This window comes from Aureispira sp. CCB-QB1 (assembly GCF_000724545.1).
Classification (GTDB): domain Bacteria; phylum Bacteroidota; class Bacteroidia; order Chitinophagales; family Saprospiraceae; genus Aureispira.
In genome coordinates this window covers 1-22604 of record NZ_JHBV01000145.1, presented here as the reverse complement: position 1 = coordinate 22604, position 22604 = coordinate 1, and the positions used below count along the sequence as shown (strand labels likewise).

The window sequence follows — 22604 nt, the reverse complement described above, 5'->3', positions numbered from 1 at the left end:
TTGGTGAGGAGCTTTTGGAAGAAAAATATCTAATAAATTTTAAATCGGCTTAAACTGGTCCTATAAATGGGGTACACCTCAAAGAAATGAAACCTTCTTTGGCTTTCAATATTTCTCCGACTCCTGCACCATCCCATATTATGATATAGTCCTTATTAGTTGCGAATAGTTTCTTATTATTAGAAGTACAATATTCTATATGTTCAATAAGATCATTTCTTAAATAGTCTAAAGATAAAAGAGGGTAATAATCTTTCTTGGGTTTATCCAACGATTTTAATTTTTTGCCTTTAATAGTAGAAGCAAAGCTTTTAAATCGCTTAACCTCCCAATGTTCAGGAATAGCCCCAATCCACTCAATACCACTATCTTTCAAGGCAACCGTTTTATCCAAGCCCCTACAAACCGTTTCATTAATCAAGGACTTTTTAAGGGCTTGGTAATGTTCTATTTTGGTTTCTAGTAGGTTGATCTTTTTATCTATGGTCTTGGTTTGTTGGTCTAGGTACTTGGCTATTTGTTGTTGTTCTTTTAATGAGGGGTAAAAGAAAAATAATTTAGATAAATTGAAAATAGAAATCCTTGGAAGTCCAATTCCTTTTATACTTGTCCTAGTTTGATATTTAATTATATCACTATTGAGCATGTAATGTAAAAAGAATGGATTTAGTTCTTTTAAGTTTGGTGTTATAATAATGAATGAAGACCCAACAACAAATTCTTTATTGTCCGTAATTACAACGGTTTCACCAATCGTACCATCTTTACTAAATAGAACATCGTTCTTTTTAGGATTGCAACCGTTTCTTACTAATTTATGATAATCTTCTTCTGAAGTATGTAAGCAATTTTTAAAATCTAAAGAACCGTTTTTTAAGTTAATGACAGAAAGAAAAGGAAAATCGTTAGAAGTTTTGTCTGGAGATGTATGAGCGCCATCTGTAATATTTGAGGCTACTCGTTTGATTTGTGTAAGCTTCCAGTTATCAGGAATATTTATTTGTTCTACATTCATAAACTCAAACTATTTTCAAGGCTCTTTAATTCATTATTCAAAGTATCCAAGTCCGCCACAATCTCCCCAACAGAGCGCAATTGTTCAGGCTGATAAAATACCTTATTGAAGTTAATCTCCACACCAACCACATTATCCAAATAAGCAAAAGGTTTAGAAATGTATTTGTCCATAAAGCCTTCTATATTGGCTTGGTTGCTTTCTGGATTAGGATGATAAGGAATGATTTCATAATCCTTTTGATAATCTGGTAATAGCTCTACGCTTATTTGGATAGACGCCTCCTTTGTTTTCGTGGCTTTTTTGTAAGCCGCTTTTACTTTGATAATGCCATTGCCTAGAATTGTTTTTTCTTGCCCTGTTTGTTTTATGATCGTGCTTTTATCTATGTCGTAATAATAGAGTCCTTCGTCTGTATAAACTTTGAAGTCCTTTTCTTTATAATCCAATTCATTGATTAAGCCTTTAAAAAAACTGTTATAATAATCTTGTAGGTTTTTGTATGCTTTTTTGTCAAAAGTAGAGATAGAAAAGTCTGTTATTTCTATGATTCCTTCTTCGTCCTCGTCAAATTGTAGAATTTGTGTGGCATCTAATTTGATAGATGTAGCCCGTTTTTGTTCGCCCGTTTTTTTGTTGATACGAACAGGGAGTTGCGCTTCCAAACTATTGCCTTCATCGTCTACATTCGTTAAGCTAATTGCCTGTTTATTAAAATAGAAATGCCATCTATCAAAGACCTTTGCAAAGTCCGTATCTTCAAAATTGGTCAAGGCATCTTTGATAATTTCTCGTTTAGTGAAGGTCATTTCCTTACGTTTTTTCCCTTTACTCTTTTTTAGCGGTTCATAATAATCACTAGCATTGATTAAGATGACTTTATCTTTGCGTTCTGGAGCTTTACTTTTGTTGAATATCCATAAATACGTGTAAATCCCTGTATTAAAGAATTCGTCCGTAGGCAGTTGAATGATGGCTTCTACATAATCTTGGTCAAAGAAATACTTTCGGATATTGCTCTCTCCACTACCTGCATCCCCACTAAATAGGGTAGAACCATTATGAACGACAATAGACAAACCCGTTTCTTTTAGATGGGAAATGATGTGTTGCGTAAATAAGAGTTGACCATCAGAAACCGAAGGCAGCGCAATAAAACGCCCTGTTTTATCCGTTTCAATATCTTTTTTATAGCCTTTCCAGTCCACGCCATAAGGGGGATTGGCAACAATCAAATCAAACTGTTTGCCCCAAAAGTGCATATCTGTTAAGGTATTGCCGTGTTGAATGTCGGACTCTTCTCTAAATCGACTTTCTATTTTAGCCAAAGCATAAAGCGAATCGTTCCAATCTTCTCCATACGTTTTTGTAGGTCGGTTAAAGGTCGTTTTGAGGTGATCTTCTACTCCAAACAACATATTCCCACCGCCACAAGTAGGGTCATAAATGGTCAAATAGTCTTCATTATCTTCTGTTTTAGAAACAATGATTTCAGCAATCAAGGCAATAATATCGTCTGGAGTATACTGTTCCCCTGCCGTTTCTGCTGAAATATCCGCCCATCTACGTTTGATGTGTTCCTCTAAGGTGGTAATTTCAGAGTTATTAAAGGGAATCAAATCAATAGAACTCCAAGCCTGTACCGTAGCAAATAAGATTTTCTTTTTGCTCAATAGCCCACAAATACCAGAAATGTTCAAATACTTTTCCTCTTCATTCCCTTTGTCAACGCCTAATAAGTTTCTAGTTTCAGCGTCAAAAGCTTTGAGGTAACTATCAAAATCTATGCTAAAGGTTTTGTCATTCTTACAAATATCTTTGAGTGTCTTATTCTCTCGAATCACAAAATCATTATAACCCAAATCAAATTCCTCAAACTCTTCTATAAAATCTTCTAATTCTTCTTCATTAAAGTCCGATAATTGCGCTTTTCCAAAGTCTATTAGTAGACGTTGTGATTCTCTTATCAATCTACTTTCCACCATAATCAAGGCAAAAAAAGGCATCATATATTTAGAGAAATCACTTTGTTTGATTCCTGCACCAATTAACAGATCAGCCGTTTGCCAAACTTTAGATTCGTATTGTAAAATATTATCACTCATGTAAATAATTCTGTTTGTATTTTTCTGTTTGAGATAACCTAAATCCTTAGAGATAGGAATAATTGCAAGATACAAAAAAGCCTCAAAAATGCTGATATATTTTAGTTCAAGAAGCATTTAAGGGAAATCCCAAAACAAAGGATATTCCCATTTAGCCAATGCCCAACCAAAAGAACTATCCCTCTTAATAAAGTAGTCCGCAATATCAAAGCCCTCATTTTTGTCCGCATTCGTGGCACAACGTTCTAGCAAATCAGAAACCACGATTTTAAAGCCAGATTGATTTAGAAGGAGTGCTTTATCCCTCCAATCTTCATAACAGCCCAAGTCAGGAAACAAAACAACCTTACGCCCTTTTAGTACCTTGAAAACGTCCGTTTCTGTCCACTTACAGCCATTTTTACCACCTGTTGCCAACCAAATGTAATTGGGTTGTATAACAGTCATTAGAATAGCCGTTTTTTCGCTTTCTACTATGGCAACTTTATGATCTGGGAATTTTTGGAGTTGATGTTCCCCAAAGAAACATTGTTTAAAATTAAGATTGGTACTGTTTCCCCTTTTAAGTTGAAGTATCTGTTTTCCTGCAAAATAAATTTTGTTGCGCCCTTTTTGCGGTGCTTCATTTTCTTTTATCCGCCTTCCTGTAATTGGATTGTACAACATGACTTTAGCCTGTCTAACCTTGCCGTTTATATCCAGTTGCCAAAAAACATTTGCCCCCTCCCAAGCTTTAGACGTTCCAAGTTTAAAATCTTGGATTAATTGATTGCTTAGAGCATCAGAAAACAAAGATTTTAAATAAAGGACAAAATTATTTTTCTCATAATGTTGAAGTGATAGTTCAAGATAACAATAAGGAATAGTGTCAATTTTAGAGGGATGGAACTTTGAAGCATCTTTTTTAATCGTTGGTTTCCAATTCCCCTTTATCCCTTTTAAAAATAGTGGGTTGTCCTTAATAAACTGTTTTGGTGTGTAGTGATAACTACAATTGTTTTCACGGTCACAGCGTCCAACCTGTTCTGGTAAACGTTCGTCTTTCTCCTTATCAAAGTAAGGTACAAAGGTTTTTTTTCTGCAAGATGGACAAGTATATTTTTTAGAGCCTTTTTCTAAAGAAAATCTATGTGTATTAGTTATTGAATTCATCATTGATAATTTGGTTGGTAAAGAGTGGAACAGGTGGAACGGATGGAACAGGTGTTCCAAGTGTTCCACTATGTTCCATTGTCTTTTTGATTTCTTTCTAATACCCTTTTTACTCTCGTATGATTCGTTCCTAATTGAGTAGCAATTTTTCTATTAGATAAAGAAGGCATATTATTTTTTAAGTCAATAATATCTTGATCTAATTTTCCTTTTTCTGTTTGCGTCAATTGCTTTAGATGCTCCATTTCGCAGCCGTAAGACAAAAACTTAAAACCTAAAAAGTTAGAGATTTTCTCTATTTGGGTAATGACAACATTATCTGTATTATAGAGGTGTTCGGAGTTTCTAACCTTGATTTGTTTGAAATATCGCAAGGAGGTATCCTTTGCGCTCGCACCAATAGCAAAGCAGCTATCACAAAAATTCATTAACATTTTGCTTCCTTGTACATCGTTGTTGCTAATCGGTTTGTAACGGTCACGTTTTGGCGTGTGTGCTAAAACTAGGATAGAAAGGTTGTACTTTGTTTTTAAGGCTTTTAAACGTTTCATTAAGGGAGAAGCGTTTTTGGCTTTTTCCGTTTCGTTCTTTAGATAAGTGAGGTTATCTATTATAATAACTTTTGCCTTTTCTTTTTCAATAATTTGTGTCAAACTCTCAAATAGACATTCTTCAAAAGCGGCATCATCTGTTAAGTCTAAATCTGAATCTATTTCAGCTCGTTGAAATTGCTCTGAAAAAATATAATGATCTTTGTAATTAATGGAATATCTATTTTCAAACTGTTTATCCGATAACTCAAAGTCAAGATAAATAACAGGTTGCGCTTCTGCTTCTAGCTTAAAACCCTTGATAGCTTCACCTTTACTAATAGAATTACCAATTTGTACGGCTAAAAGAGATTTACCAATATTTGAATCTGCAAATAAAATACAAATTTCGCCTTGATACCAAAATACATCAAATAGCATCATTGGAATAGGACGCTCTTTTGCTTCCTTTATCCATTGATTAGCGGATTGAACTTTAAGTACTCCAGTAACATTATTTTTACTATTGAATTGTTCTTCTATGTTGCTGAATTCGTTCTCTAAATCATCAAATGATAAGTTGCTTTCTGGTTGCTTAATCCCTTGATTTTTTGTATCTTTATATTGCTCGAAAAAGCTATTTAAAGGGGGATTTATTGTATTATTTTGTTCCATGATTCCCCCCTTTTTTTGCTAAGTAACTATCCATGTCCTCTTCTAGTTCGGAAACACTTTGTACTTTGTTAGACAATAACCATTGATCTAAAGCCGCTTTCTCAAAATAAATTCTTTTCCCTCTCTTACTAAATGGAATTAATTGTTGGCTAGTCAATTTATAACCATGAGATTTACTTATCCCAATGTATTGACAACCTTCTTCAAAATTAAGAATGGTTTGTTGCTGTTGGTGGGTGTCGGAAGTGGCTTGTTCTGATAATACCTGTTTTACTTCTTCTCGTAATAATTTCCTAAACTCTGGAATAGATAATTGTGTAAATACTACATTTTGCATACTGCACTAGATTTAATTAATAAAAATTTTCTAATGCAAATATCAGCGTGAATATAGCGGTGGGGTAGGGTGTGGGGTATCCCTAACTTTTATAACTATCTATATCATTATCTATTAGTTTTATTACTTCTGATAGACCTAACTTGTTGAAATACTGTTTTATATATTCTAGGTCTTGGACTTGTTCTTTGTCTCTTTTTACTAAAACTTTTTTCCATTTTTTATAAATGTTAGTATTAATAATTTTACCATTTATTTCTTTACCTGTTAGGAATCGAGTAAAACGAGCTAAATCTGTGTTATTCACAAATTCAAAATCTAACTTTAGGTAAGTAAATAGATAATACAAGGCTAGCACTTGACGTGCTGTTGTGAATTCTGGATTTGTTTCTTTTGTATTGCTTGGACTAGTATCTTTGAGTTGATTTTTTACCCAAATTATGATTAGCTCTAATTCATCAATGATATACTTAAAACTTTTCGCTGTTGGACAAGTGCGAGGATTTTTACTCATACAAGCAAGATTATGAAAATCAAGTCCTTCTTTTAACATATCCATTCCATAGTCTAAGAAAATAACAACTTCGCTAGCTGATCTACCTACGATAAATTGTTTAATCTCTCTTGCTAGTTTTTTTATTTCTGGTTCAAGTTTTTGACCTTCTACAATGAAAAAGTCATTGGCTTTTTCTCGATAGATTTCTTTTAATTTTGTGTTTTCTAATAACCAATCTTCAATCGTGTTTGCTTGTTCTGGTGTAAGAGCTAAATTTAATATTTTGTTGATGTGATTGAAAAACACTTTGGGAAAATGTGTGTGTGTTAATTGATAATCTAGAAATAGAGAAAGTTCTTCAATGGGTAGCTTAACTAAGGTATGGTTTAAATGAATCTCTGTAATTATATCATTATCAGGTATATCAAATTTTGCATTTCCAACTTTTAATAATTTCTTGTACTGAATAGTTCTTTTCTTAGTAATTTCGTTCATGTTGTTGAATTATAAGACTTCATCAGCCTTGTCTATTGTTTCGGTTTCAAATTGTTGTAAATAAGCTTTGGTAGTAGATATATCTTGATGTCCTAAGCCCTCACTAATAACAGCCGTATCTATGCCCTTTCTTTTTAAAGTCGTGGCGTAAGTATGTCGAGCAACATAAGAAGTCAAAGGAATGTTGATTTTGAGAATATCCGCAACCTCTTTTAATTGCCCGTTGTATTGTTTTAGACATTTACGAACTCTATATTTTATTTGACTCTCTGATTGGTGGAAGTCCGACAAAACAGGAAAAACAAAACCTGTATATGTGTATTCGCTTTTGAAGTAGTCTAAAATTTCTTGGAGAGGTGGCGATACTTTGATATTAAAATTACCACTTGTTTTACTTCTTGTGTACTTGATTCTATCATTGTATATATCCGTCCAACGCAATTGGGCCATATCCGTAAAATTCATACCTCTGGAGTAATAAGAGAATAAAAAGTATTGGACACATTTCTTTAAGGTAGGATGATCTTCTAAAGGAAAATTCTTGATGCGTTCCATGTCCGCTTCTGATAAGGCTCTAGGACTAGCAACAGATTTCAAATGACTGATAGAGTAGCCGTTTTTATTAAACTGATTAGAAAAAGGATATAATTCTCTTTGGAAATAGTCACGGTTTATTGCTTCGTTGATAATTGCTCTTAGGGTTCTCATATAAAAATGAACTCCACCGCCACTAAGTCCATTGCCTAGTAAATGCGTTTCAAACTTTTTCAAGAATTGATAGTCTATGTCTGCAAACATCAACTTTTTATTAGGAGCAAATTTATACAAGGCATTTTTAGTTTGCTTGTATGTACCTTTAGTATTGGTCTTTAATGCTTCGTTGATGCGAATATCAAAGAAGTCATAGACCGTACAACTTTTAGTGATATTAGTGAAACGGTCTTCAAAGCTTTGGAAGGTAAACGGCTTATCTAATTTAGTGAATTCGTCTAGTACACTTTCGGCACGTTCTTCTAAGGTGCTTAGAACTCTGTTCTTACTTTTATAGTTAGGGTAATTTTTCCTTAGTCGGTTTTTATCTTTGTTCCATTGAGTAGGTAAACAAGAATATCCCAAAGCAATGTATTTAGTTTTCCTTTGGTGGGTAACTCTCAATAAAATAGGACTTTCTCCATTACTATATGTTTTACCAATAAAATGAAATAGTTTTATAGTAGCCATAATGGACACTTATATTTAGGTCATGTTTTATATGTTGGTTAAAACATAGTTAAAACATTTGTAACAAATAATACCTAAATATAAGAAATTAAAAGAAAAGTAAATATCTTTAAGCCCTTTATTTATAAAGTGTTTGCATAATAAATGAAAATAAAAGAAACTATATAGAACTTGTCTGGGGGGCGTGAGGTCGCTGGTTCAAGTTCAGTCATCCCGACATAATTTCTTAAGCCACAAGTAATTGCAAATCAATTATTTGTGGCTTTTGTGGTTTTTGGGTTGCTCTTGTGCCGTTGAAACTGTTTAATATTCTTATTGCATTTTGACGGTTTTTGTACGGATTCTTTGAAAAATCATTTTTCTGTGACGAATAAAATACATAAAAACAATTCATTTAAAATTTTACACAGAATGCAGAAAAAAAGGTGTGATTGTGTGACGAATTGGCTTAGTAGGTTGATAATCTGTTGTGTTATGAGGCACAAGAATGTATAGTAAAAGGTGTGACGGTTGTGTGACCTGTGACGATTTCCCCCGTTCCCCCCTTTACAATTCCCAATTGTTGCACGTTTGTAGGGAATCCCGACAAATAAAGTGTGACGTGATAAAAATGTAAAATATGAAATTAATTGAAGGTTTAGATTTAGCATTACAAATTAAGGAAAAGGAGACACGTAAAAGTACAATTTTAAGATACAGTAGTTTTGTAAATCGTTTTACAGACTATTTGAAAATGCGAGAAAAGGAGCAAATGGAATTAGAGGATTTCAGAAAAAGAGAAGCGATTCATTATTTGGATTATGTGTTATGTAATAAAGGAGTATCTCCATTAACCCGAAACAATTATTTGCAAGCTATGAAAACGCTCTTTTATGTATTGACAGAGCGAGAGTACATTGAAGAGAATCCATTTGCTAAGATCAAGAAATTAAAAGCTCCCAAAAAGAGACGTAAGATGTTTGATAAAACAGAACGTTCTATTGTGTCCAATTTTTTAAAAGATTATGATAGTGGTTTGTTTTTAGCAGTGTCCTTGTGCTATTACTGTGCTTTGAGAAGGAGTGAGCTAAGACAGCTTAAGATAGGGGATATAGACCTAGTAAAAAAGGTCATAACATTAGATGGAGAAAATACAAAGAATAAGGATGTAGCAAGAATCACCATGCCTAAATATTTGGTTGCCTATTTGGAAGAAATACGGATAAAGAAATACCCTTTAGATTATTATGTTTTTGGTTCAGACTTACAACCCAATCCTATTCAATGTGGTGTTAATTCTTTTACACGAAAACATCGTTATGCTATGCACAAACTAAAAGAATATAATGTATTGCAGAGCATTGAAGGGAAAACTTTTTATAGTTGGAAGGATACAGCAGCAGCCGATATGATAGCAGCAGGATTCAATATTATTACCATAATGAAGCATTTTCGGCATAGTGATGTAGGTACTACACAGCGGTACTTAGAGAGCTTTACAGACTATATAAATGATGTGCAGAATTTTGAAGTTAATTTATTCTAAAAGGGTGTCACAAAGGAACTAAAATGGGAATTTTTTTGATATAATTAAACCTTGTTAAATTTTAACTATACCGTCTAACCTAAAAAACAGTATGAAGCACAAAAAAGAAGAATGTAAAGATTCTTTAGTTTCAAGTATTTCGGTGGGAAATCCTAGTCCTTACTTTAAAAATTGGATTTGTGACTTACACGAAAACAAAGTAGAATATCTTGATTTTTTAATTACGATTCAACAACTTTTATTAAAGGATGTAGCTGAAAAAAGTTACACTAAAGAATACATTAAAAAGTTAGAAGATAATTTGCTTACAATTAAAAATGTTATTCTACATGCTTAAATGGAAGCCCCCAATAATCTAGTTATTGGGGGCTTTTTCTCTGTAATATTTAGTTGTTAAAGAAGAGTAGATGTTATAATCTTTCATGTAATACATTTTATTACATAAAGTATGTTATTAGTAGTTATTTTATTGGGGAATTGTAAATTTCACCAAGGAAGGATGTTGAAGTGTGTCATTGGTTAACAAATTCTTTCCTTTTTATAGGTCTATTTTTAGTTTTTGTAAATTTGTAGTAGAAGGTACAACTTTAATAATTGTATCTATGGTTTCGGTTTTTATCTGGAATGTTAATTCATCTCCTTTTAATTCATTCTCTGGAATGCTCATTTCAAATTTACCTAAGCTATTTGTACTTCTCGATATCTCACTTTCAAGATTAGATATTTGAATACTATTCTTAAGTTTACCATTAATTGTTATAATCCCTTCTATTTTTGTCTCATGTTGAGAGCAATCGTCTCTAATCACTATTGATGCAGGATTAAGAAGATATACGAAAACTAATACTCCTAATCCTCCTGTTGCTTTTATTCCATTATTCTCAATACTTAATGTTCCTGCTATTGTAACTGAAAATGCAGCAACGCCAACCGCTATTAAAATACGGAATATTATGTATTGAAATTCAGATGGGCAGGGAAAGAAAATCGAAAATGCAGCTACAGTAATTAATGTGCCAAGACCTGAACCTATTGCAATATTTTTCTCGAATGCGGCTCTTTGAGACTTTATGTCATTAAATTTTTTAGGATTAATTTTTTCCATGATGGTTAGAACTTTAGAATCTTCTTGAAAGGTTATAGTAAGCTTATACCAGTCAGTGTGTTTTTTGTTAAGTAAAGTTTGAATTTCTTGATATAAGTTGTTTGCAGTTAGTGAGTAAATATCTTGTTCAGGGTTAGCTTCAAAAGCTTTGTTTGCATTTTCATAAGACTCAACCAGATGTTTTAGTAATAGTGAGTTAATATTATGAATTACCCTTTTTCTTTTGATTTTATCATCAAGTATTTTTAATGTGCCTTGAGAAATATTAGTTAATAATCCGTAAAAATTACCCTCGGAAGTTCGAATAAAACTCTCTTTCAAAGACTCATCTTTAGCATATTGGAGAGCACCTTTATGAATTCTTAACATTTTTTTTCTTAAATCCCATGCTTCTATGAATTTACCTTCATTTTCTTTAATAGTCACTAAAGGTTCTATAGTTTTTATTTCAATTGTTTTTAAGGAGTAATGCCAATATTTCTCATTTAGTTCAATTTTCTTAATTTCTTCTTGACTAATATTTGGTTCTTTTTTTAATTTATTAGAAATTTCATTTAACCATTTCTCACAAATGTTTTTGGCTTCTTCGGCATGTTCAATTGCTTCCTCATTTTTTCCTGCTCTAAAGTAGTAGGCATATAAACATTCTTTACATTGGTAAGAGTAAGCAAATTGGTAATGGACGGTTTCTCCAAATTTAATTTTATCGGGATGGTTTTCAATTAAGTCTCCAAATAAATTAGATAACTCTCTAAATTTATTTGCAGCCTGTCTGAAAAGGTCAATATCTTGATCTAAGAGGGCTCTTCTTTTTAAATCTGAGGCAGTATTGTGTAATTGGTTTATTTGCTCTTTGAGTTCCATTGTATTAATCTATATTCCATTTTTTTGTAAAAATAAGAATAATATCACATTTCATTCAAAATTTATCTTTTCTGCTGATTATTACTTGGTGATAACTACTTGCTAAACGTAATAATAACTAAAGGAATCAATGAAAATTTAAATAACCCAAGCCTTAATAATCAATTAATGGAGGCTTTTGTATTAGAATAAGTACCTAAAAATATGCTCTCATAAGCACCAATAACTTATCAAAAAGCGGAACAACTTTCTTCAATTCAGCAGGAGTCATATAAACAGCTCTAGTATATTTTGTATCAGTCAAAAAAGAATTAGCAATACCAATCTGCTTCAATTTATAGGCAATATACTGTTCAAACAAACGAGCAAATACCTCAGTACGCTCAACATAATAAGGCTTATTCGAATAGTCTAAAATACGTTTCAAAAAAGTAGAAGGCTTCTTTTTAGAAGCATCCCAGTAAGCCACTTCAAGCAAATCTTCCACCGCATAGCGAATAGGATTTTTCTTCTTATCATAATCCATTCTTGTAAATTCCGTACTACTGCCACCAGTTAAAGAGTAATAACGGTTATGTACATCAATTTTTCCACCAAAGAAGAAGTCTAAGAAATGTCCATACTCATGAGCAAAAGAACCAACACCACCTGAATGGACAAAACGAATCGCTTTAGAAGGAGGTTTGATAAACTTGTCTGCATCATAGTAACGAGTCATGTTGATAATATGCGTCATAGGCTCATAATGTGCCACAGCTCCCCGTTGACCTCTAGCTCCAAAGGCAACCCCTAAGTGCTTATCCAATCCTAAATTATTGCCTTTAAATTTCAATACCTTATTGAGATCAAACAGGCAAATTCCCAAAGCTGCTAAATAATTAAAACGATCTTCATTGTTGACCCAATTCCCAAACTGAAAACCTCTTAGTTTAAAGAGGTGTTGGACGTTTCGAACATCTCTGATTTGCTTTAGAAAAACAGCAGGCACGGTACCTTTTCTAAATTCTTTGTAAATGCTTGTGAAGCCTTTTCCACGCCACCAAGCTTCCATTTTAGAGGTTCCAGTTCTATCACCTGCTAATGTATCGGTTATTTTAATACTCATCTTCGTTTTTTTAGTTTTCCAAGCTTTTTAATACGTTTTTGGTTCAGATCGTTGGGGGAGACACCTGAACCGATTCTTTGTTCATTTTTAGGGAGTTTCGCCCTCGTTTTTTTTAGTTTTTTCATGGGATTTGATTTAGGATAAAACAAAAGACTTTAATAAAACTTCAACCACGCCTAAAGGGCGTAACAGCATCCTTTAAACGCAGTTTAAAAGCCTTATTAAATATCGGTAATAGTAAACAGCCCTGTTTCTACATCAAAAGCAACCTCTACTGTTCGACCAAATCGGATTTGATAACGAGTGTATTGATTGCCATTATAGATAAAGGCATTTTCCTCTTCCTCATTTTCTAAGAACAAGCCCCAAAGCCCTCCATTCGTAATTCTAAAAGTTGTACTTTGTTCTGGTAGTCCTTGAACAATAATTGTAGGGTCTTGCCCATCATAAGCATTAAAGGTATGAACAGGCTCTTCGACCAAATCATCTACATCAAGAATTATTGTTTTTAAGTCTGTAATTTCAACAAGATAGCCATCAACACTATTTTGAGTACCAACTAAGGCTTTGCTTTCATCCAAGAAAAGGGCTAAATAAATAAATAAGATACCTCGATGCAGCTTGTTAATATAACGTTTGCCAATGCGATCGACATCAGAAGCTTTTATCTGGATGGCATCTTTAATACTAGGTTTGGAACGATCCGAAATCAAAAGATAGTCCTTCTTAAGTGGATGTTTATGAACAAAAATTCGATTGAAAGGGACAAGGTGTTTTAATTCGTTTTGATTGTCTTTAATGGCTAAAAAATTGCCAAGGCGTTCAATTTTCATGGGTAATTAGATTAAATGAGTTTAGTTTGTATAGCCCTTGCATAAAGGGCAATTTTTTCGGCTCTATCCAAGCCGTTCACTGTTTTACGAGCATTGTAAAAATTAATCGTTGAGCTGTTGATGTAATAATGTAAAGGCTTACGAGTAAAACGCCCGTTCATCATGCCATAAACTAAAATCTTAGCAGCGTTATTCGGATCAAGTGCCAAAGAAGGATTTTTGACTAAATCCACCCCTAAAAAGTCGGACATTTTGCGGTAATTCTTTTCATGGGTGAGCTGAACAAATCCACGACCATAAAAGCCCGTATACCAATAGGCATTTTGCCTATCTGTATTGCTTCTGTATTCTTCAATAGCTCGAAAGTTGCTTTCATGCCTTGCTGTAGCTAAGATGTAGGCTAGTTTATTGAGGTCTTTGTCCCCATAACGATCAAAAGCACGAACAATTAAAGCAATGGACTTTTTCTGCTCTGTGTCTAATGGACCAAAGATCAAATCACAGGATTTTACAATAGATTTAGTTCGAGTCGTACGAATAAACAGATCGATCAAAACAACAGCTAAAAAAAGGATAGCAGTACCACTAATGATTTTTTTATTATTGAAAATGCTTTTGTAAAATGCTGATTTCATGCGTTTTGAAATTGGTGTAAATGCTGTGCTAAATAATGTCCGGGACAACTAGTCTGCCCATAATCTTGATGTCCAAAAACGCCTAAATGTTGTGGGACTTGTCTGCGGAGATGAGCAATCAATTTGGATAAACTTTTTAACTGTTTTGGAGTTGGTTTTTCCTTCATGAAATTACCACTCAAACAAATATGAATGCTTGGTGTATTGTGTCCTTCTACACCGTAAGAAATAGCGGTTAAAGGATTGCATAAAATAACAGCACCCGTTTTTTCGATGACAAAATGGTAACCAATACCTGGCCATTGATGGGACAATACATGATAACGAGCATAGTCCTCAGCAGTCTGCCCAATAGTAGCCGAGTGATGTACAACAATTTGGTTAATTCTATCAAGTGTTCGATTAGCATAACGTTTGGAGCTAGAACGCATCAAAGAATTGGTCTTATCAATGATCTTAACCTTTTGACTGGTCGCAGCAATTAGAACAACAACCAAGACGACCACCAATCCTAAGAGTAGTAATTTTCTATGCTTTGTTAATTTCTTGAAGTTGCTGTTCATAGGAATGGAGTTTAGGATCTTCTTTGCCTAAAGCATAACCAATGGCAGCTCCCGAAGAGGGAATAAAGATCATGGAAAAGACCCAATATTTCCAACCTCGATTGGTCTTAAGTCCATAAGCAAAAATGAGTAAGGTGACAATGGCACCGCCCACTAAGGCACTTTCTTGTTTATTCATGAGTTGGTTTTTTTATAGACCCTTTGTGGTATAGCCACCGAAAGAAAAGGAGAACGACCAAGATTAATAAAACAGGATATAGAAGTTTTAAAAATTCATCTTTAAAGGTTGGCTCTTCCTTTTTCTTATCGGAGTTGTACCACAAATAGCCCGTAGTGCTTGCGCCAATGATTAGCGGAATAAAAAAGGGCATTATTGAAGGTCTTTAACGAGTTGATTAATAGAGATCGTAGTTTTTCCTGTCCACTTTTTCAGCATGGCTTCGGTTTTCGGACCAAAGTTTCCATCTTCTACCAAAAGCGGGATGATTTGAGGCTTGTTATTGCGGTGTTTTTCGTTCAAGAGCTGTTGTAGTTGTCGAACTTGTCCACCTGTACTACCTTTCTTTAAAATAGTATCATTAGAGGTATTGACAGGAATAAAATTGGTCGTATTGGCTGCATAACTAGACGGCATTTTATCCGATTTTCGGAAGAAATTTCTAATCGAATCTCGTTTAGCATACAGAACAACCAAGGCAATTAAAACAAGTCCTGCAACTAGGACTTGCTTATTCTTTTTTAGACTTGCTTTCATTATTTGGCTTTAAGTTGTAAAGGCTTTGGAGCTTCTTTGACTAAAATCTGCTTTGTAGTAACAGCTTGATCTTGTTTTTTGATAGGCTTTTTAATTGGATCTTTAACAGCAAGTGGTTCTTTGGGCTGCTCTTGGATAGCTTCTTCCTTTTCAGTCATTTTCTCTGCTTTTTTATCGGCTCCTTTATTCTTGAAATAATAAGCAGCTCCACCAAGTACGATGAATAAAACAAGGACAGCTAAGAATTTATATTTATGCTTTTTGAACATGGTTGTTTAAGGTTATAAGGTTTTAGAAATAAAGGGTTATTTTTTAGGAAATTGGGCGTTTAGAGTTGTTGTTCCTGTAGTTAGATTGACACTCAATTGTTTTAAAACTCTCTCGTTTTGATCCAAAATAAAGAGGTCAACCCAATCGCTTTGAAGTGGGGTAACTCCTGAAATGCCTGTGACATTTCCTTTGCCTGTAGCTCCAACTTTCACGGCACCACCTTTTGTAGTGACACCTCTCATTTTTTGCTGTTTAGCAGTTAGCTTAGTTGGGCTATCATAGCTACCCCTTTCTTGGTTCATTCGTTGTTTGACCACAAAAGCACCAAAGGACTTTTTGATGTGAACACCATTGGTTACCCCATCTTTAAACCTTCCTTTGTAGGGAATGCCTTTGTAGTGCATGGAATAATCAAATTGTCTGCCTGCAATGTCTACATGAGAGACTTTGATGTCCAGTTCAATGGACTCCTTAACTTTTGGCTGATTAACAATCGGTTTTTTCTCCTTTTCTTGAGCTGCTTTTTTAGCAATTTCTTGGATCGAATGAATAGGCAGTTTAGGGCTTTGTGGAGTGCTGTTTTTCTTCTTTCTATGAATATAAAAAGCAGTAAGCCCACCACCACCCAGTAAAAGGACAACAAGTAAAATAATATAAATCGGTTTCATTAGTGGATTAGGTTTTTAAGATGGTTGAAGCGTTGTTCAACTAGGTTGTATAAACTGCCATTGTCACTGTAGCAAGTAAAATAACAGGCTTTCATGTGCGTAATGATCGAGACATTGTATTTCTCTTGATAAGCTTTGATGGTTGCCATAAAACGAGTAGCATCCAATTGGTACAAATCCTCAATAGCTTCACAGCGTTCTTTCTTTGCAGTGGAATTAAAGAAAAAGGTAGTCGTTAATCCTTTGTTTAATCGTTTTAGTAGCTCGTTTGGATTGTAAGCAACGGTATGTCCCTGCTCATCCTTAATATTGACCTGAACATCAATTTCACGTTGTTCATTTTCATTTCGACCTTGTTGTTTTCCAAACACAAAAACAACCATTAGAATGATAACTAAAGCACCAATACCAAGAGCAATTTTCTTTTGATCTGTTTTGTTAATTTTCATGGTTTGTTGGTTTTAAATGCGTCTAAGTAATCCTTCTCGCTCTAGAGCTGCAACGGCTTCGAACTCGGTCACTTGGTCAAAATACTCCATGGCTCTTTTCCATTCTTTGACAAAGTTGTACATATTCCAAGCAGCAAAAACACCTTGACCATTTCGTTTCTCGTCTACAATTCTACGATCTTCAAAATCATGACCGTTGACCAGTTTAAAGAAATCCAAACCGTCCCTTGCTTCTTGCCCTCCTGCATACCACCAAAGTTTATCTGCGGAATGAACATGAGATTTATTGCTACCATACATCAAGTTCAAACCCACCGAACCAAACCACCAAGCGTTGCCACTATGGCGTTTATTAGTTAAGTTGTAGCCTTGACCACCTTTGGCTAAGAAATCCTCAATATCCTTTCTTAAAGGAGCAGCTTCGGTTTCAAATCTGCCGTATACAGGATAAGTCAGGTACTGACCACCTGTTGTTCCATCGACTAAAGAAAACATCTTCTCAATGGCTTTATTGGCTTTAGAACTAAAGATTCGATTGCCTACTAAAGTGCGTCCAACATGATGTTTGGCACGAACGAAATCAGAGTCTTTTTTATTGAGTTGAATCTTTTTCATTCGCTGTTCAATGAGTTGTTTGCCTTCTGTAGAATCCATTAAAACGGCGGTATACTCTGGGGTGTAATCAGGAGCATTTTCATCCACTAGACCACTAAAGGCTAGTTCCTGTTCCGTGTATAGATTAGTCACATCTGTACGCCCTTTGACAGGTGGTCTTTGTTCCATTTCCTGTTGCTCTGTAGTTGGTTCTTCCTTTTTTCGGGTGACCATCCAAATGGCAAGACCACCACCACCCAAGACCAAAACAAGAGCAAGAATCAAGAGAGGAAGTTTAAGCTTGTTTGGCTGTTTGTCCATTTTTAGAAGAGATTAAAAGGATGATTAATAAAAGCACCATAGCACCACCACCAATCCAAACCAAAGGACTGATTTTCTTTTGAGGTGGTGGAGCTGGTGTGTAGTTGGCTTGGGGGCTTGGTGTTTTGCCTGTAAAGAGAGAAACAAAATTGGTGACAGAATCTAAGCCCTCAGCACTTGCGCCAATGATATTGGCAACGTCATTCGATTTGTCTTCTTGTTCTTTTCGCTGTTCACTTACCGTTCCAGTTTTACCACCAAACTTATTTTGGAAATTGGGAGAATTAAAATCAAACTTGATTTTATTTTCTAGTCCTGTACTCATTTGTTGGCGGTTTTAATGAGGTTAAAACAAAGAGCTAATAGAACCAATACAACGCTGCCACGAATGGCTAAGGTTGTCAATTCTTTAGCTTTACAATAGCTGCATTTCTTTACAGGTTCTTTGTCAGGCACCTGAATAGTTTGGAGCATGACAGCAGGCTCTTTTAAAGGCGGTTTTTCTTCAACTACGTTTACAGCAGTTGTGGTCAGCTCTGGACTAGGATCTTTTTTAGGATTGGTTTGAGTAGTAGTCGTTTTTTGGATGGTTCGTTTTTCAGCTAAGGTTCCATTTTTCATGGGTTATCGGGTTTTAGAAGTGAAATAATAGAGCAGTAGAATAAGGATGATGGCAGAAACGACAGAGCCACTAATGATGAGGATTTGGGTTCGTTGTTTTCGCTCTTGACGCTCTCTAGCATCTTGCAGGGCTTCGGCTTGTGCTTGCGCTCCAAAGATGGCAGCCAAGTCTTTGCCACTTAAGCCATGATTACCAATACCACCACCTAGCAAATCAATGCCAATATCTCCTGTACTGATGTCTCCAACTACTCCTGTTTTAGCTAATGCCATAAATTAGGGTTTTAGAGTTAAAAAAAGCCAATTACCAACAGTTGGCAATTGGCTTTTAAGGGTAATTTAGGGTTGTGTGTCGTGCTTACTTTAAATAAGTAGTTTGAATGGTCATGTTGACCGCAATACCTTTGTAAACAGGCATTTTAAGAAAGGCAAAACCATCCAAATAAACGTTCATACCAGTTAGTGTACGAATAGTGGTTTGTTGGTCTTTAGAGTCCGACTTAGGATAGATGTGTGGTTTGTCTCCTGCATTGTTGCCATCGTGAGAATATTGGCGTTCAATGATACGAGAAGCAAAGTGCTTGTCATCGTCTGCATCCACGTGAATGCCATTGATACGAAGACCTGTACCACGTCTAGCTAATCCAGCTAAGACAGAAAGGGTTTTATCTCCAAAAGTACCCCCAATTTCTAAACGGCTGTCTACTGCTGTAGCCACTCCAAAGATGGGTAAACTATCTTTGTCTACACCAATCAATACTTCTGTTTTCGCTGGGTTGCCATCTGTATCAGGTAAGAAGATGGTTAAAGAAACTTCTCCCTCTTCTGAATGTCCTTTACGATTAGCAATCAAGGAATAGTTAGGATCAACAATACCGCCCATTTCTTCCACATCTGAAATGAGTTCAATTTCTGCGCTTCCTTCTGGCAAAGGAGCATAAGAGTTTTTGCCTTTTACTTTAGCATGTGGTGTAGCAATGCACAAATCGGCTGAAATAGGGGTGTAAATACGGATTACTTCTTGATTCATCTTAAGATTTAGGTTTAAAGAGTTGTTTTAAATAATAATAAAAATGTTTGAACTTGTGATAGAGCCATTTGAAAGATTTACAAATGAGTTCTTGATTGGTCATGAAGAAAAAGACCAAAGAAATCAGCATAAAAAGACACTTTAAGGTGTCAAGCATTATGATAATGCCTTGTTGGTACTCGATGCTTTGAGAGAGCGTGATAATCGTGTTAGCGTGATCGTTCAAGCCAATGAAATTGAGTTTCAGGATAAGGCTGTCAATGCCATCACTAAGATTATAAATACCAACATTAAAAAAGGTGAGTAGCCATGTAATGGGCTTAGAGAAAAATGCTTTCATTCTAAAGGAGTTTTTTCTTGATAATCATTAACAGTAAAACTGTTGTACCAATCAAGCCAATGGTCAAGTAATCAAATTTGATCTCGATCACAATGTTATCAGGGATAAGCATAAAAAAGGGTTTAGTTGCTCATGATAAAATGGTTTTAAGGATTAGTTTTAGGCTTAGGTTTTCTTTATTCGTCGATACAAAGATGCAGCAAAAAAGAGCAAAAAAGCGAGTTTTAAGAGCTGTTTTTGTGCATTTTGTGGCGTATTTCAGGCGATTACGCCTAGTAGCTGTTATCTTAAAAACTTAGGCGTATATGTTTGTTTTGAGGGGGTTACCAAGGGGGGAGCTTTTGAAATACGGGGTGTGGTTATACAGAAAGGAACTTTATATATTTTATTTGTAGAAATAATATAAAATAAATATATTTTTTATATTCACTTCATAAGCTAAATATTTCCTCAAAAAAGCATTTTTGTTTTTACTTGATACATTTTTAATAAACACTTTTTAATATGGACAATTTAATTAATGATATTTATGATATAATTAAAGACTATCGAAATGATGATGGAATTAAAATATCAACGGATTATATAAAAGATTGGATAAATCAATTTGAAGAACCTGATAGACTTTTTTTGGCAGAGCAACTCAAAGAAATCTTAAGAAAAAGGTACATAAGTAAACAATTTGCAAAAGAATTTCATAAAAGAAACTTTATAGAAAGCATAGTTAAAGAGGTCAATAAGAAAAAAGCAAAAAAAAACCATATAAAAGATCCTATTGAATGTTTAAAAAAATGTAGATTTATTAGCCACCAACCACAAGAAAAAAGTCAATCTGAGCTTCTTGAATTTATAAATGAGATATTGAAAACTGAATTAAATATAACAATAGATCAATGTGGAATAGATTCTCCAGAATATTTTATTTACGTAGATGATATTTTATGTACAGGGGATACTATCTTTCAAGGATTGGTTGGTAGTTCTAAAAAAGGTTGGTTATATGAACCATATAATAAAACAATGAGTAATATAGATTATATTAAATCTAATAATGTTAAAATAATAATGGTTTTATTTGCATATCATCAGTTGAATATTAGAAAATTATTTTCAAGAATACAATACACAACATCAGAAAGATTTAATTATGTTTGGTGGTATGTTAGTGGAGGAAATATTGATAATTTATATAAAACTTTAACATCAAAATTTGAATTCTTATATCCACTAGAGGAAATAAAAGATCCAGAAATTGAGGCGTGTGAGCAACATATTATTGAAAAAGTTGACGAATATTGTACTGATAACAATTATGATATTAGAGAAAATTATTTCTATCGCCCTATCAATTGCCCCAAAGAAGAAACGTTTTTTTCATCTCCAGATGTGAGGAAACGATTTGAAAAGATTATTTTGAAGAAATCTATTGAAATATACAATAGTGCGAATAATGATAATGTTCGAATGAGACCCTTAGGTTATGGTCTAAAGACAGATAAGAGTTTTGGGTATGGAACATTATTGTTTACATGGAGAAATGTACCTTTTAATACTCCTTTAGTATTCTGGTACGAACATCATAATTGGCAACCTCTTTTTAAGCGTAAATACACTACTTATCGAAAGCCCTTAAGTCTTATAGATATTATAAATCTTTCTAAAGTAAAAATAGATGAAAAAAGCTAATGAAAAAACAAAAATTAGAACTTATGAGATAAATGAATCATGTATTTTTAAAAAAAATAAAGATAAGTGGGGAGGATTATCAAATATGGCTACAGGGTTTCCTATTACCATAAATAGTATTAAAATTAAGAGTTCGGAGGCTCTATATCAAGCATGTAAATATCCCCATAATCCAGAATTACAACAAAGAATTTTAGATCAAAAAAGTCCATTTATTGCAAAAATGGTTACCAAGGGGAAAATTACAAGAGATGACTGGATGTATATTAGGGTAAATGTTATGTGGTGGTGCATTAGATTAAAATTAGCTCATAATTTATTTTCTTTTGGGCAGTTATTAGCATCTACTAGAAGTATGAATATTGTTGAAAATTCTACACGAGATCAATTTTGGGGAGCCAAAATGATTAATCCAAACGAGTTTCAAGGTATTAATGCTCTTGGAAGGCTATTGATGGAACTAAGAGAGCGATACTATACAGCTAGTTTAGATTATTTGCTATATATTCCGCCTATGAAATTACCAAATTTTTTTTTAATTGAAGAAAATATTAAAGCCTGTGATTGTCGTCAAAAATATAATTTTAGGGATTTATCAAAATTAGAGAAAGATAGAATAAAGCTATCCAAGTTAAGTTTATATAAAAATAAAAAATAATTATAAGAATGAAGGTTTACCTCTATATCATTTTCAAATAGAGAGAAGGATCTTTTGTTTAGATAGATACCTGAAATAAATAAAAACGATATCTAACAATCTGTTTTTATGTTCTAACCAAAGAATGTTTATAGTTTTAAGGGTATAGTATCATTTTAGATAAAACAACTTAACCCCAAATTGTATATGATGAGTACTTTGCAATAAATCATAACCATAACCAATCGCCCACCCCTTCGCAGATACAAACTGCAAACCAAGTGTAATACTAGAAAATTGATTAACATTCCCACCAACCCCACCTGTTAGCAACAAAGTACTAACAGGCATTGGATAAGGTTTAGGAATTTCAATAGTTTTAGTAATCAATTTGGGTACTTTCAATTTATAATCTAGAGCATTCTTCAATAGCTGCCCTTTGATCGTAGATTGGTAGTAGAGCGTTAAATTATCATCCTCAATACTATCTTGATATGAGGTGTACCCCATTTATAGGACCAGTTTAAGCCGATTTAAAATTTATTAGATATTTTTCTTCCAAAAGCTCCTCACCAAGA

General features: G+C 34.0%; 29 protein-coding genes. 4 read left to right on the top strand and 25 right to left on the bottom strand.

Translation table 11 applies throughout. The features are described from left to right. Positions 1 to 49: 49 nt before the first annotated feature. The 7 genes from CG11_RS28075 to CG11_RS28045 form a co-directional block, all read right to left on the bottom strand. Positions 50 to 1015, bottom strand: coding sequence for a restriction endonuclease subunit S (locus tag CG11_RS28075; RefSeq protein WP_052600234.1), 966 nt, complete (start codon positions 1013 to 1015; stop codon positions 50 to 52). Further along, entirely contained in the window at positions 1012 to 3120 is a 2109-nt protein-coding gene (locus CG11_RS28070; protein WP_052600237.1) for a class I SAM-dependent DNA methyltransferase, read from the bottom strand. Before CG11_RS28070 ends, CG11_RS28075 begins: the two co-directional genes overlap by 4 nt. A gap of 117 nt (positions 3121 to 3237) precedes the next feature. Continuing rightward, on the bottom strand, positions 3238 to 4275 hold the full coding sequence (locus tag CG11_RS28065; protein WP_156039956.1) for a DUF6371 domain-containing protein: 1038 nt from the start codon (positions 4273 to 4275) through the stop codon (positions 3238 to 3240). A 65-nt stretch (positions 4276 to 4340) separates the two neighbouring features. After that, positions 4341 to 5477 carry an AAA family ATPase gene (locus CG11_RS28060; protein WP_081909681.1) on the bottom strand — a complete coding sequence of 379 codons (1137 nt, stop codon included), beginning with the start codon at positions 5475 to 5477 and terminating at the stop codon, positions 4341 to 4343. After that, positions 5464 to 5814 carry a helix-turn-helix domain-containing protein gene (locus CG11_RS28055; RefSeq protein WP_081909680.1) on the bottom strand — a complete coding sequence of 117 codons (351 nt, stop codon included), beginning with the start codon at positions 5812 to 5814 and terminating at the stop codon, positions 5464 to 5466. Before CG11_RS28055 ends, CG11_RS28060 begins: the two co-directional genes overlap by 14 nt. 82 nt (positions 5815 to 5896) lie before the next feature. After that, complete coding sequence (locus tag CG11_RS28050; protein WP_052600233.1) at positions 5897 to 6805, bottom strand: hypothetical protein; 909 nt, start codon at positions 6803 to 6805, stop codon at positions 5897 to 5899. A 9-nt stretch (positions 6806 to 6814) separates the two neighbouring features. After that, positions 6815 to 8026, bottom strand: coding sequence for a site-specific integrase (locus CG11_RS28045; RefSeq protein WP_052600232.1), 1212 nt, complete (start codon positions 8024 to 8026; stop codon positions 6815 to 6817). Positions 8027 to 8645: 619 nt separating this feature from the next. On the opposite strand from CG11_RS28045, the gene CG11_RS28040 reads away from it, so the two are divergent. Together CG11_RS28040 and CG11_RS28035 are read left to right on the top strand one after the other, a co-directional pair. Then, the gene (locus CG11_RS28040) at positions 8646 to 9551 is read left to right on the top strand and encodes a site-specific integrase (RefSeq protein WP_052600231.1); all 906 of its coding nucleotides are present in this window, start codon (positions 8646 to 8648) and stop codon (positions 9549 to 9551) included. Positions 9552 to 9642: 91 nt separating this feature from the next. After that, positions 9643 to 9888, top strand: coding sequence for a hypothetical protein (locus CG11_RS28035; protein ID WP_052600230.1), 246 nt, complete (start codon positions 9643 to 9645; stop codon positions 9886 to 9888). A gap of 201 nt (positions 9889 to 10089) precedes the next feature. Here the strand turns inward: CG11_RS28035 and CG11_RS28030 are convergent, their stop codons facing one another. The 17 genes from CG11_RS28030 to CG11_RS27950 form a co-directional block, all read right to left on the bottom strand. Further along, the gene (locus CG11_RS28030; RefSeq protein WP_052600229.1) at positions 10090 to 11520 is read right to left on the bottom strand and encodes a hypothetical protein; all 1431 of its coding nucleotides are present in this window, start codon (positions 11518 to 11520) and stop codon (positions 10090 to 10092) included. 196 nt (positions 11521 to 11716) lie between these two features. Continuing rightward, positions 11717 to 12625, bottom strand: coding sequence for an LPD1 domain-containing protein (locus tag CG11_RS28025; RefSeq protein ID WP_052600228.1), 909 nt, complete (start codon positions 12623 to 12625; stop codon positions 11717 to 11719). Positions 12626 to 12846: 221 nt separating this feature from the next. Further along, the gene (locus tag CG11_RS28020) at positions 12847 to 13458 is read right to left on the bottom strand and encodes a hypothetical protein (RefSeq protein WP_052600227.1); all 612 of its coding nucleotides are present in this window, start codon (positions 13456 to 13458) and stop codon (positions 12847 to 12849) included. An 11-nt stretch (positions 13459 to 13469) separates the two neighbouring features. Continuing rightward, on the bottom strand, positions 13470 to 14093 hold the full coding sequence (locus CG11_RS28015) for a glycoside hydrolase family 19 protein (RefSeq protein ID WP_052600226.1): 624 nt from the start codon (positions 14091 to 14093) through the stop codon (positions 13470 to 13472). Then, on the bottom strand, positions 14090 to 14656 hold the full coding sequence (locus CG11_RS28010; RefSeq protein ID WP_052600225.1) for a peptidoglycan recognition family protein: 567 nt from the start codon (positions 14654 to 14656) through the stop codon (positions 14090 to 14092). Before CG11_RS28010 ends, CG11_RS28015 begins: the two co-directional genes overlap by 4 nt. Continuing rightward, entirely contained in the window at positions 14622 to 14834 is a 213-nt protein-coding gene (locus CG11_RS28005) for a hypothetical protein (RefSeq protein ID WP_052600224.1), read from the bottom strand. Before CG11_RS28005 ends, CG11_RS28010 begins: the two co-directional genes overlap by 35 nt. Then, positions 14827 to 15027: a hypothetical protein gene (locus CG11_RS28000; RefSeq protein ID WP_052600223.1), complete on the bottom strand. Its 201-nt coding sequence runs from the start codon at positions 15025 to 15027 to the stop codon at positions 14827 to 14829. Before CG11_RS28000 ends, CG11_RS28005 begins: the two co-directional genes overlap by 8 nt. Continuing rightward, on the bottom strand, positions 15027 to 15410 hold the full coding sequence (locus CG11_RS27995) for a peptidoglycan-binding protein (RefSeq protein ID WP_052600222.1): 384 nt from the start codon (positions 15408 to 15410) through the stop codon (positions 15027 to 15029). The genes CG11_RS28000 and CG11_RS27995 overlap by 1 nt, the downstream gene beginning before the upstream one ends. Beyond that, positions 15410 to 15679, bottom strand: a complete 270-nt coding sequence (locus CG11_RS27990; RefSeq protein ID WP_052600221.1) for a hypothetical protein — start codon at positions 15677 to 15679, stop codon at positions 15410 to 15412. Before CG11_RS27990 ends, CG11_RS27995 begins: the two co-directional genes overlap by 1 nt. A gap of 36 nt (positions 15680 to 15715) precedes the next feature. Further along, complete coding sequence (locus tag CG11_RS27985) at positions 15716 to 16348, bottom strand: hypothetical protein (protein WP_052600220.1); 633 nt, start codon at positions 16346 to 16348, stop codon at positions 15716 to 15718. Then, the gene (locus CG11_RS27980) at positions 16348 to 16797 is read right to left on the bottom strand and encodes a hypothetical protein (protein WP_052600219.1); all 450 of its coding nucleotides are present in this window, start codon (positions 16795 to 16797) and stop codon (positions 16348 to 16350) included. Before CG11_RS27980 ends, CG11_RS27985 begins: the two co-directional genes overlap by 1 nt. Positions 16798 to 16809: 12 nt before the next feature. After that, positions 16810 to 17712 carry a hypothetical protein gene (locus CG11_RS27975; RefSeq protein WP_052600218.1) on the bottom strand — a complete coding sequence of 301 codons (903 nt, stop codon included), beginning with the start codon at positions 17710 to 17712 and terminating at the stop codon, positions 16810 to 16812. Continuing rightward, positions 17687 to 18037 carry a hypothetical protein gene (locus CG11_RS27970; protein ID WP_052600217.1) on the bottom strand — a complete coding sequence of 117 codons (351 nt, stop codon included), beginning with the start codon at positions 18035 to 18037 and terminating at the stop codon, positions 17687 to 17689. Before CG11_RS27970 ends, CG11_RS27975 begins: the two co-directional genes overlap by 26 nt. Continuing rightward, positions 18034 to 18333 carry a hypothetical protein gene (locus CG11_RS27965; RefSeq protein ID WP_052600216.1) on the bottom strand — a complete coding sequence of 100 codons (300 nt, stop codon included), beginning with the start codon at positions 18331 to 18333 and terminating at the stop codon, positions 18034 to 18036. The genes CG11_RS27970 and CG11_RS27965 overlap by 4 nt, the downstream gene beginning before the upstream one ends. A 3-nt stretch (positions 18334 to 18336) precedes the next feature. Next, positions 18337 to 18606, bottom strand: a complete 270-nt coding sequence (locus CG11_RS27960) for a hypothetical protein (RefSeq protein ID WP_052600215.1) — start codon at positions 18604 to 18606, stop codon at positions 18337 to 18339. Positions 18607 to 18691: 85 nt separating this feature from the next. Then, a complete protein-coding gene (locus tag CG11_RS27955; RefSeq protein WP_052600214.1) occupies positions 18692 to 19363 on the bottom strand; it encodes a hypothetical protein in 672 nt (223 codons plus the stop codon). 1 nt (position 19364) lies between these two features. Beyond that, positions 19365 to 19703: a hypothetical protein gene (locus CG11_RS27950; RefSeq protein ID WP_052600213.1), complete on the bottom strand. Its 339-nt coding sequence runs from the start codon at positions 19701 to 19703 to the stop codon at positions 19365 to 19367. Between the two features lie 504 nt (positions 19704 to 20207). Here CG11_RS27950 and CG11_RS27940 point away from each other — a divergent pair. Together CG11_RS27940 and CG11_RS27935 are read left to right on the top strand one after the other, a co-directional pair. After that, entirely contained in the window at positions 20208 to 21389 is a 1182-nt protein-coding gene (locus CG11_RS27940; RefSeq protein ID WP_052600211.1) for a hypothetical protein, read from the top strand. Continuing rightward, positions 21376 to 22047 carry an NADAR family protein gene (locus tag CG11_RS27935; RefSeq protein WP_052600210.1) on the top strand — a complete coding sequence of 224 codons (672 nt, stop codon included), beginning with the start codon at positions 21376 to 21378 and terminating at the stop codon, positions 22045 to 22047. The genes CG11_RS27940 and CG11_RS27935 overlap by 14 nt, the downstream gene beginning before the upstream one ends. Positions 22048 to 22197: 150 nt before the next feature. On the opposite strand, the gene CG11_RS27930 is transcribed toward CG11_RS27935, so the two are convergent. Further along, positions 22198 to 22536 (bottom strand): hypothetical protein, encoded by a 339-nt coding sequence (locus CG11_RS27930; protein ID WP_052600209.1) that lies wholly within the window; start codon positions 22534 to 22536, stop codon positions 22198 to 22200. Between the last annotated feature and the right edge of the window lie 68 nt (positions 22537 to 22604).

What these genes read in the sequence shown, in the direction of transcription:
- CG11_RS28075 (WP_052600234.1), bottom strand. Translation starts at nt 1,015, where the DNA reads ATGAATGTAGAACAAATAAATATTCCTGATAACTGGAAGCTTACACAA.
- CG11_RS28070 (WP_052600237.1), bottom strand. Translation starts at nt 3,120, where the DNA reads ATGAGTGATAATATTTTACAATACGAATCTAAAGTTTGGCAAACGGCT.
- CG11_RS28065 (WP_156039956.1), bottom strand. Translation starts at nt 4,275, where the DNA reads ATGATGAATTCAATAACTAATACACATAGATTTTCTTTAGAAAAAGGC.
- CG11_RS28060 (WP_081909681.1), bottom strand. Translation starts at nt 5,477, where the DNA reads ATGGAACAAAATAATACAATAAATCCCCCTTTAAATAGCTTTTTCGAG.
- CG11_RS28055 (WP_081909680.1), bottom strand. Translation starts at nt 5,814, where the DNA reads ATGCAAAATGTAGTATTTACACAATTATCTATTCCAGAGTTTAGGAAA.
- CG11_RS28050 (WP_052600233.1), bottom strand. Translation starts at nt 6,805, where the DNA reads ATGAACGAAATTACTAAGAAAAGAACTATTCAGTACAAGAAATTATTA.
- CG11_RS28045 (WP_052600232.1), bottom strand. Translation starts at nt 8,026, where the DNA reads ATGGCTACTATAAAACTATTTCATTTTATTGGTAAAACATATAGTAAT.
- CG11_RS28040 (WP_052600231.1), top strand. Translation starts at nt 8,646, where the DNA reads ATGAAATTAATTGAAGGTTTAGATTTAGCATTACAAATTAAGGAAAAG.
- CG11_RS28035 (WP_052600230.1), top strand. Translation starts at nt 9,643, where the DNA reads ATGAAGCACAAAAAAGAAGAATGTAAAGATTCTTTAGTTTCAAGTATT.
- CG11_RS28030 (WP_052600229.1), bottom strand. Translation starts at nt 11,520, where the DNA reads ATGGAACTCAAAGAGCAAATAAACCAATTACACAATACTGCCTCAGAT.
- CG11_RS28025 (WP_052600228.1), bottom strand. Translation starts at nt 12,625, where the DNA reads ATGAGTATTAAAATAACCGATACATTAGCAGGTGATAGAACTGGAACC.
- CG11_RS28020 (WP_052600227.1), bottom strand. Translation starts at nt 13,458, where the DNA reads ATGAAAATTGAACGCCTTGGCAATTTTTTAGCCATTAAAGACAATCAA.
- CG11_RS28015 (WP_052600226.1), bottom strand. Translation starts at nt 14,093, where the DNA reads ATGAAATCAGCATTTTACAAAAGCATTTTCAATAATAAAAAAATCATT.
- CG11_RS28010 (WP_052600225.1), bottom strand. Translation starts at nt 14,656, where the DNA reads ATGAACAGCAACTTCAAGAAATTAACAAAGCATAGAAAATTACTACTC.
- CG11_RS28005 (WP_052600224.1), bottom strand. Translation starts at nt 14,834, where the DNA reads ATGAATAAACAAGAAAGTGCCTTAGTGGGCGGTGCCATTGTCACCTTA.
- CG11_RS28000 (WP_052600223.1), bottom strand. Translation starts at nt 15,027, where the DNA reads ATGCCCTTTTTTATTCCGCTAATCATTGGCGCAAGCACTACGGGCTAT.
- CG11_RS27995 (WP_052600222.1), bottom strand. Translation starts at nt 15,410, where the DNA reads ATGAAAGCAAGTCTAAAAAAGAATAAGCAAGTCCTAGTTGCAGGACTT.
- CG11_RS27990 (WP_052600221.1), bottom strand. Translation starts at nt 15,679, where the DNA reads ATGTTCAAAAAGCATAAATATAAATTCTTAGCTGTCCTTGTTTTATTC.
- CG11_RS27985 (WP_052600220.1), bottom strand. Translation starts at nt 16,348, where the DNA reads ATGAAACCGATTTATATTATTTTACTTGTTGTCCTTTTACTGGGTGGT.
- CG11_RS27980 (WP_052600219.1), bottom strand. Translation starts at nt 16,797, where the DNA reads ATGAAAATTAACAAAACAGATCAAAAGAAAATTGCTCTTGGTATTGGT.
- CG11_RS27975 (WP_052600218.1), bottom strand. Translation starts at nt 17,712, where the DNA reads ATGGACAAACAGCCAAACAAGCTTAAACTTCCTCTCTTGATTCTTGCT.
- CG11_RS27970 (WP_052600217.1), bottom strand. Translation starts at nt 18,037, where the DNA reads ATGAGTACAGGACTAGAAAATAAAATCAAGTTTGATTTTAATTCTCCC.
- CG11_RS27965 (WP_052600216.1), bottom strand. Translation starts at nt 18,333, where the DNA reads ATGAAAAATGGAACCTTAGCTGAAAAACGAACCATCCAAAAAACGACT.
- CG11_RS27960 (WP_052600215.1), bottom strand. Translation starts at nt 18,606, where the DNA reads ATGGCATTAGCTAAAACAGGAGTAGTTGGAGACATCAGTACAGGAGAT.
- CG11_RS27955 (WP_052600214.1), bottom strand. Translation starts at nt 19,363, where the DNA reads ATGAATCAAGAAGTAATCCGTATTTACACCCCTATTTCAGCCGATTTG.
- CG11_RS27950 (WP_052600213.1), bottom strand. Translation starts at nt 19,703, where the DNA reads ATGAAAGCATTTTTCTCTAAGCCCATTACATGGCTACTCACCTTTTTT.
- CG11_RS27940 (WP_052600211.1), top strand. Translation starts at nt 20,208, where the DNA reads ATGGACAATTTAATTAATGATATTTATGATATAATTAAAGACTATCGA.
- CG11_RS27935 (WP_052600210.1), top strand. Translation starts at nt 21,376, where the DNA reads ATGAAAAAAGCTAATGAAAAAACAAAAATTAGAACTTATGAGATAAAT.
- CG11_RS27930 (WP_052600209.1), bottom strand. Translation starts at nt 22,536, where the DNA reads ATGGGGTACACCTCATATCAAGATAGTATTGAGGATGATAATTTAACG.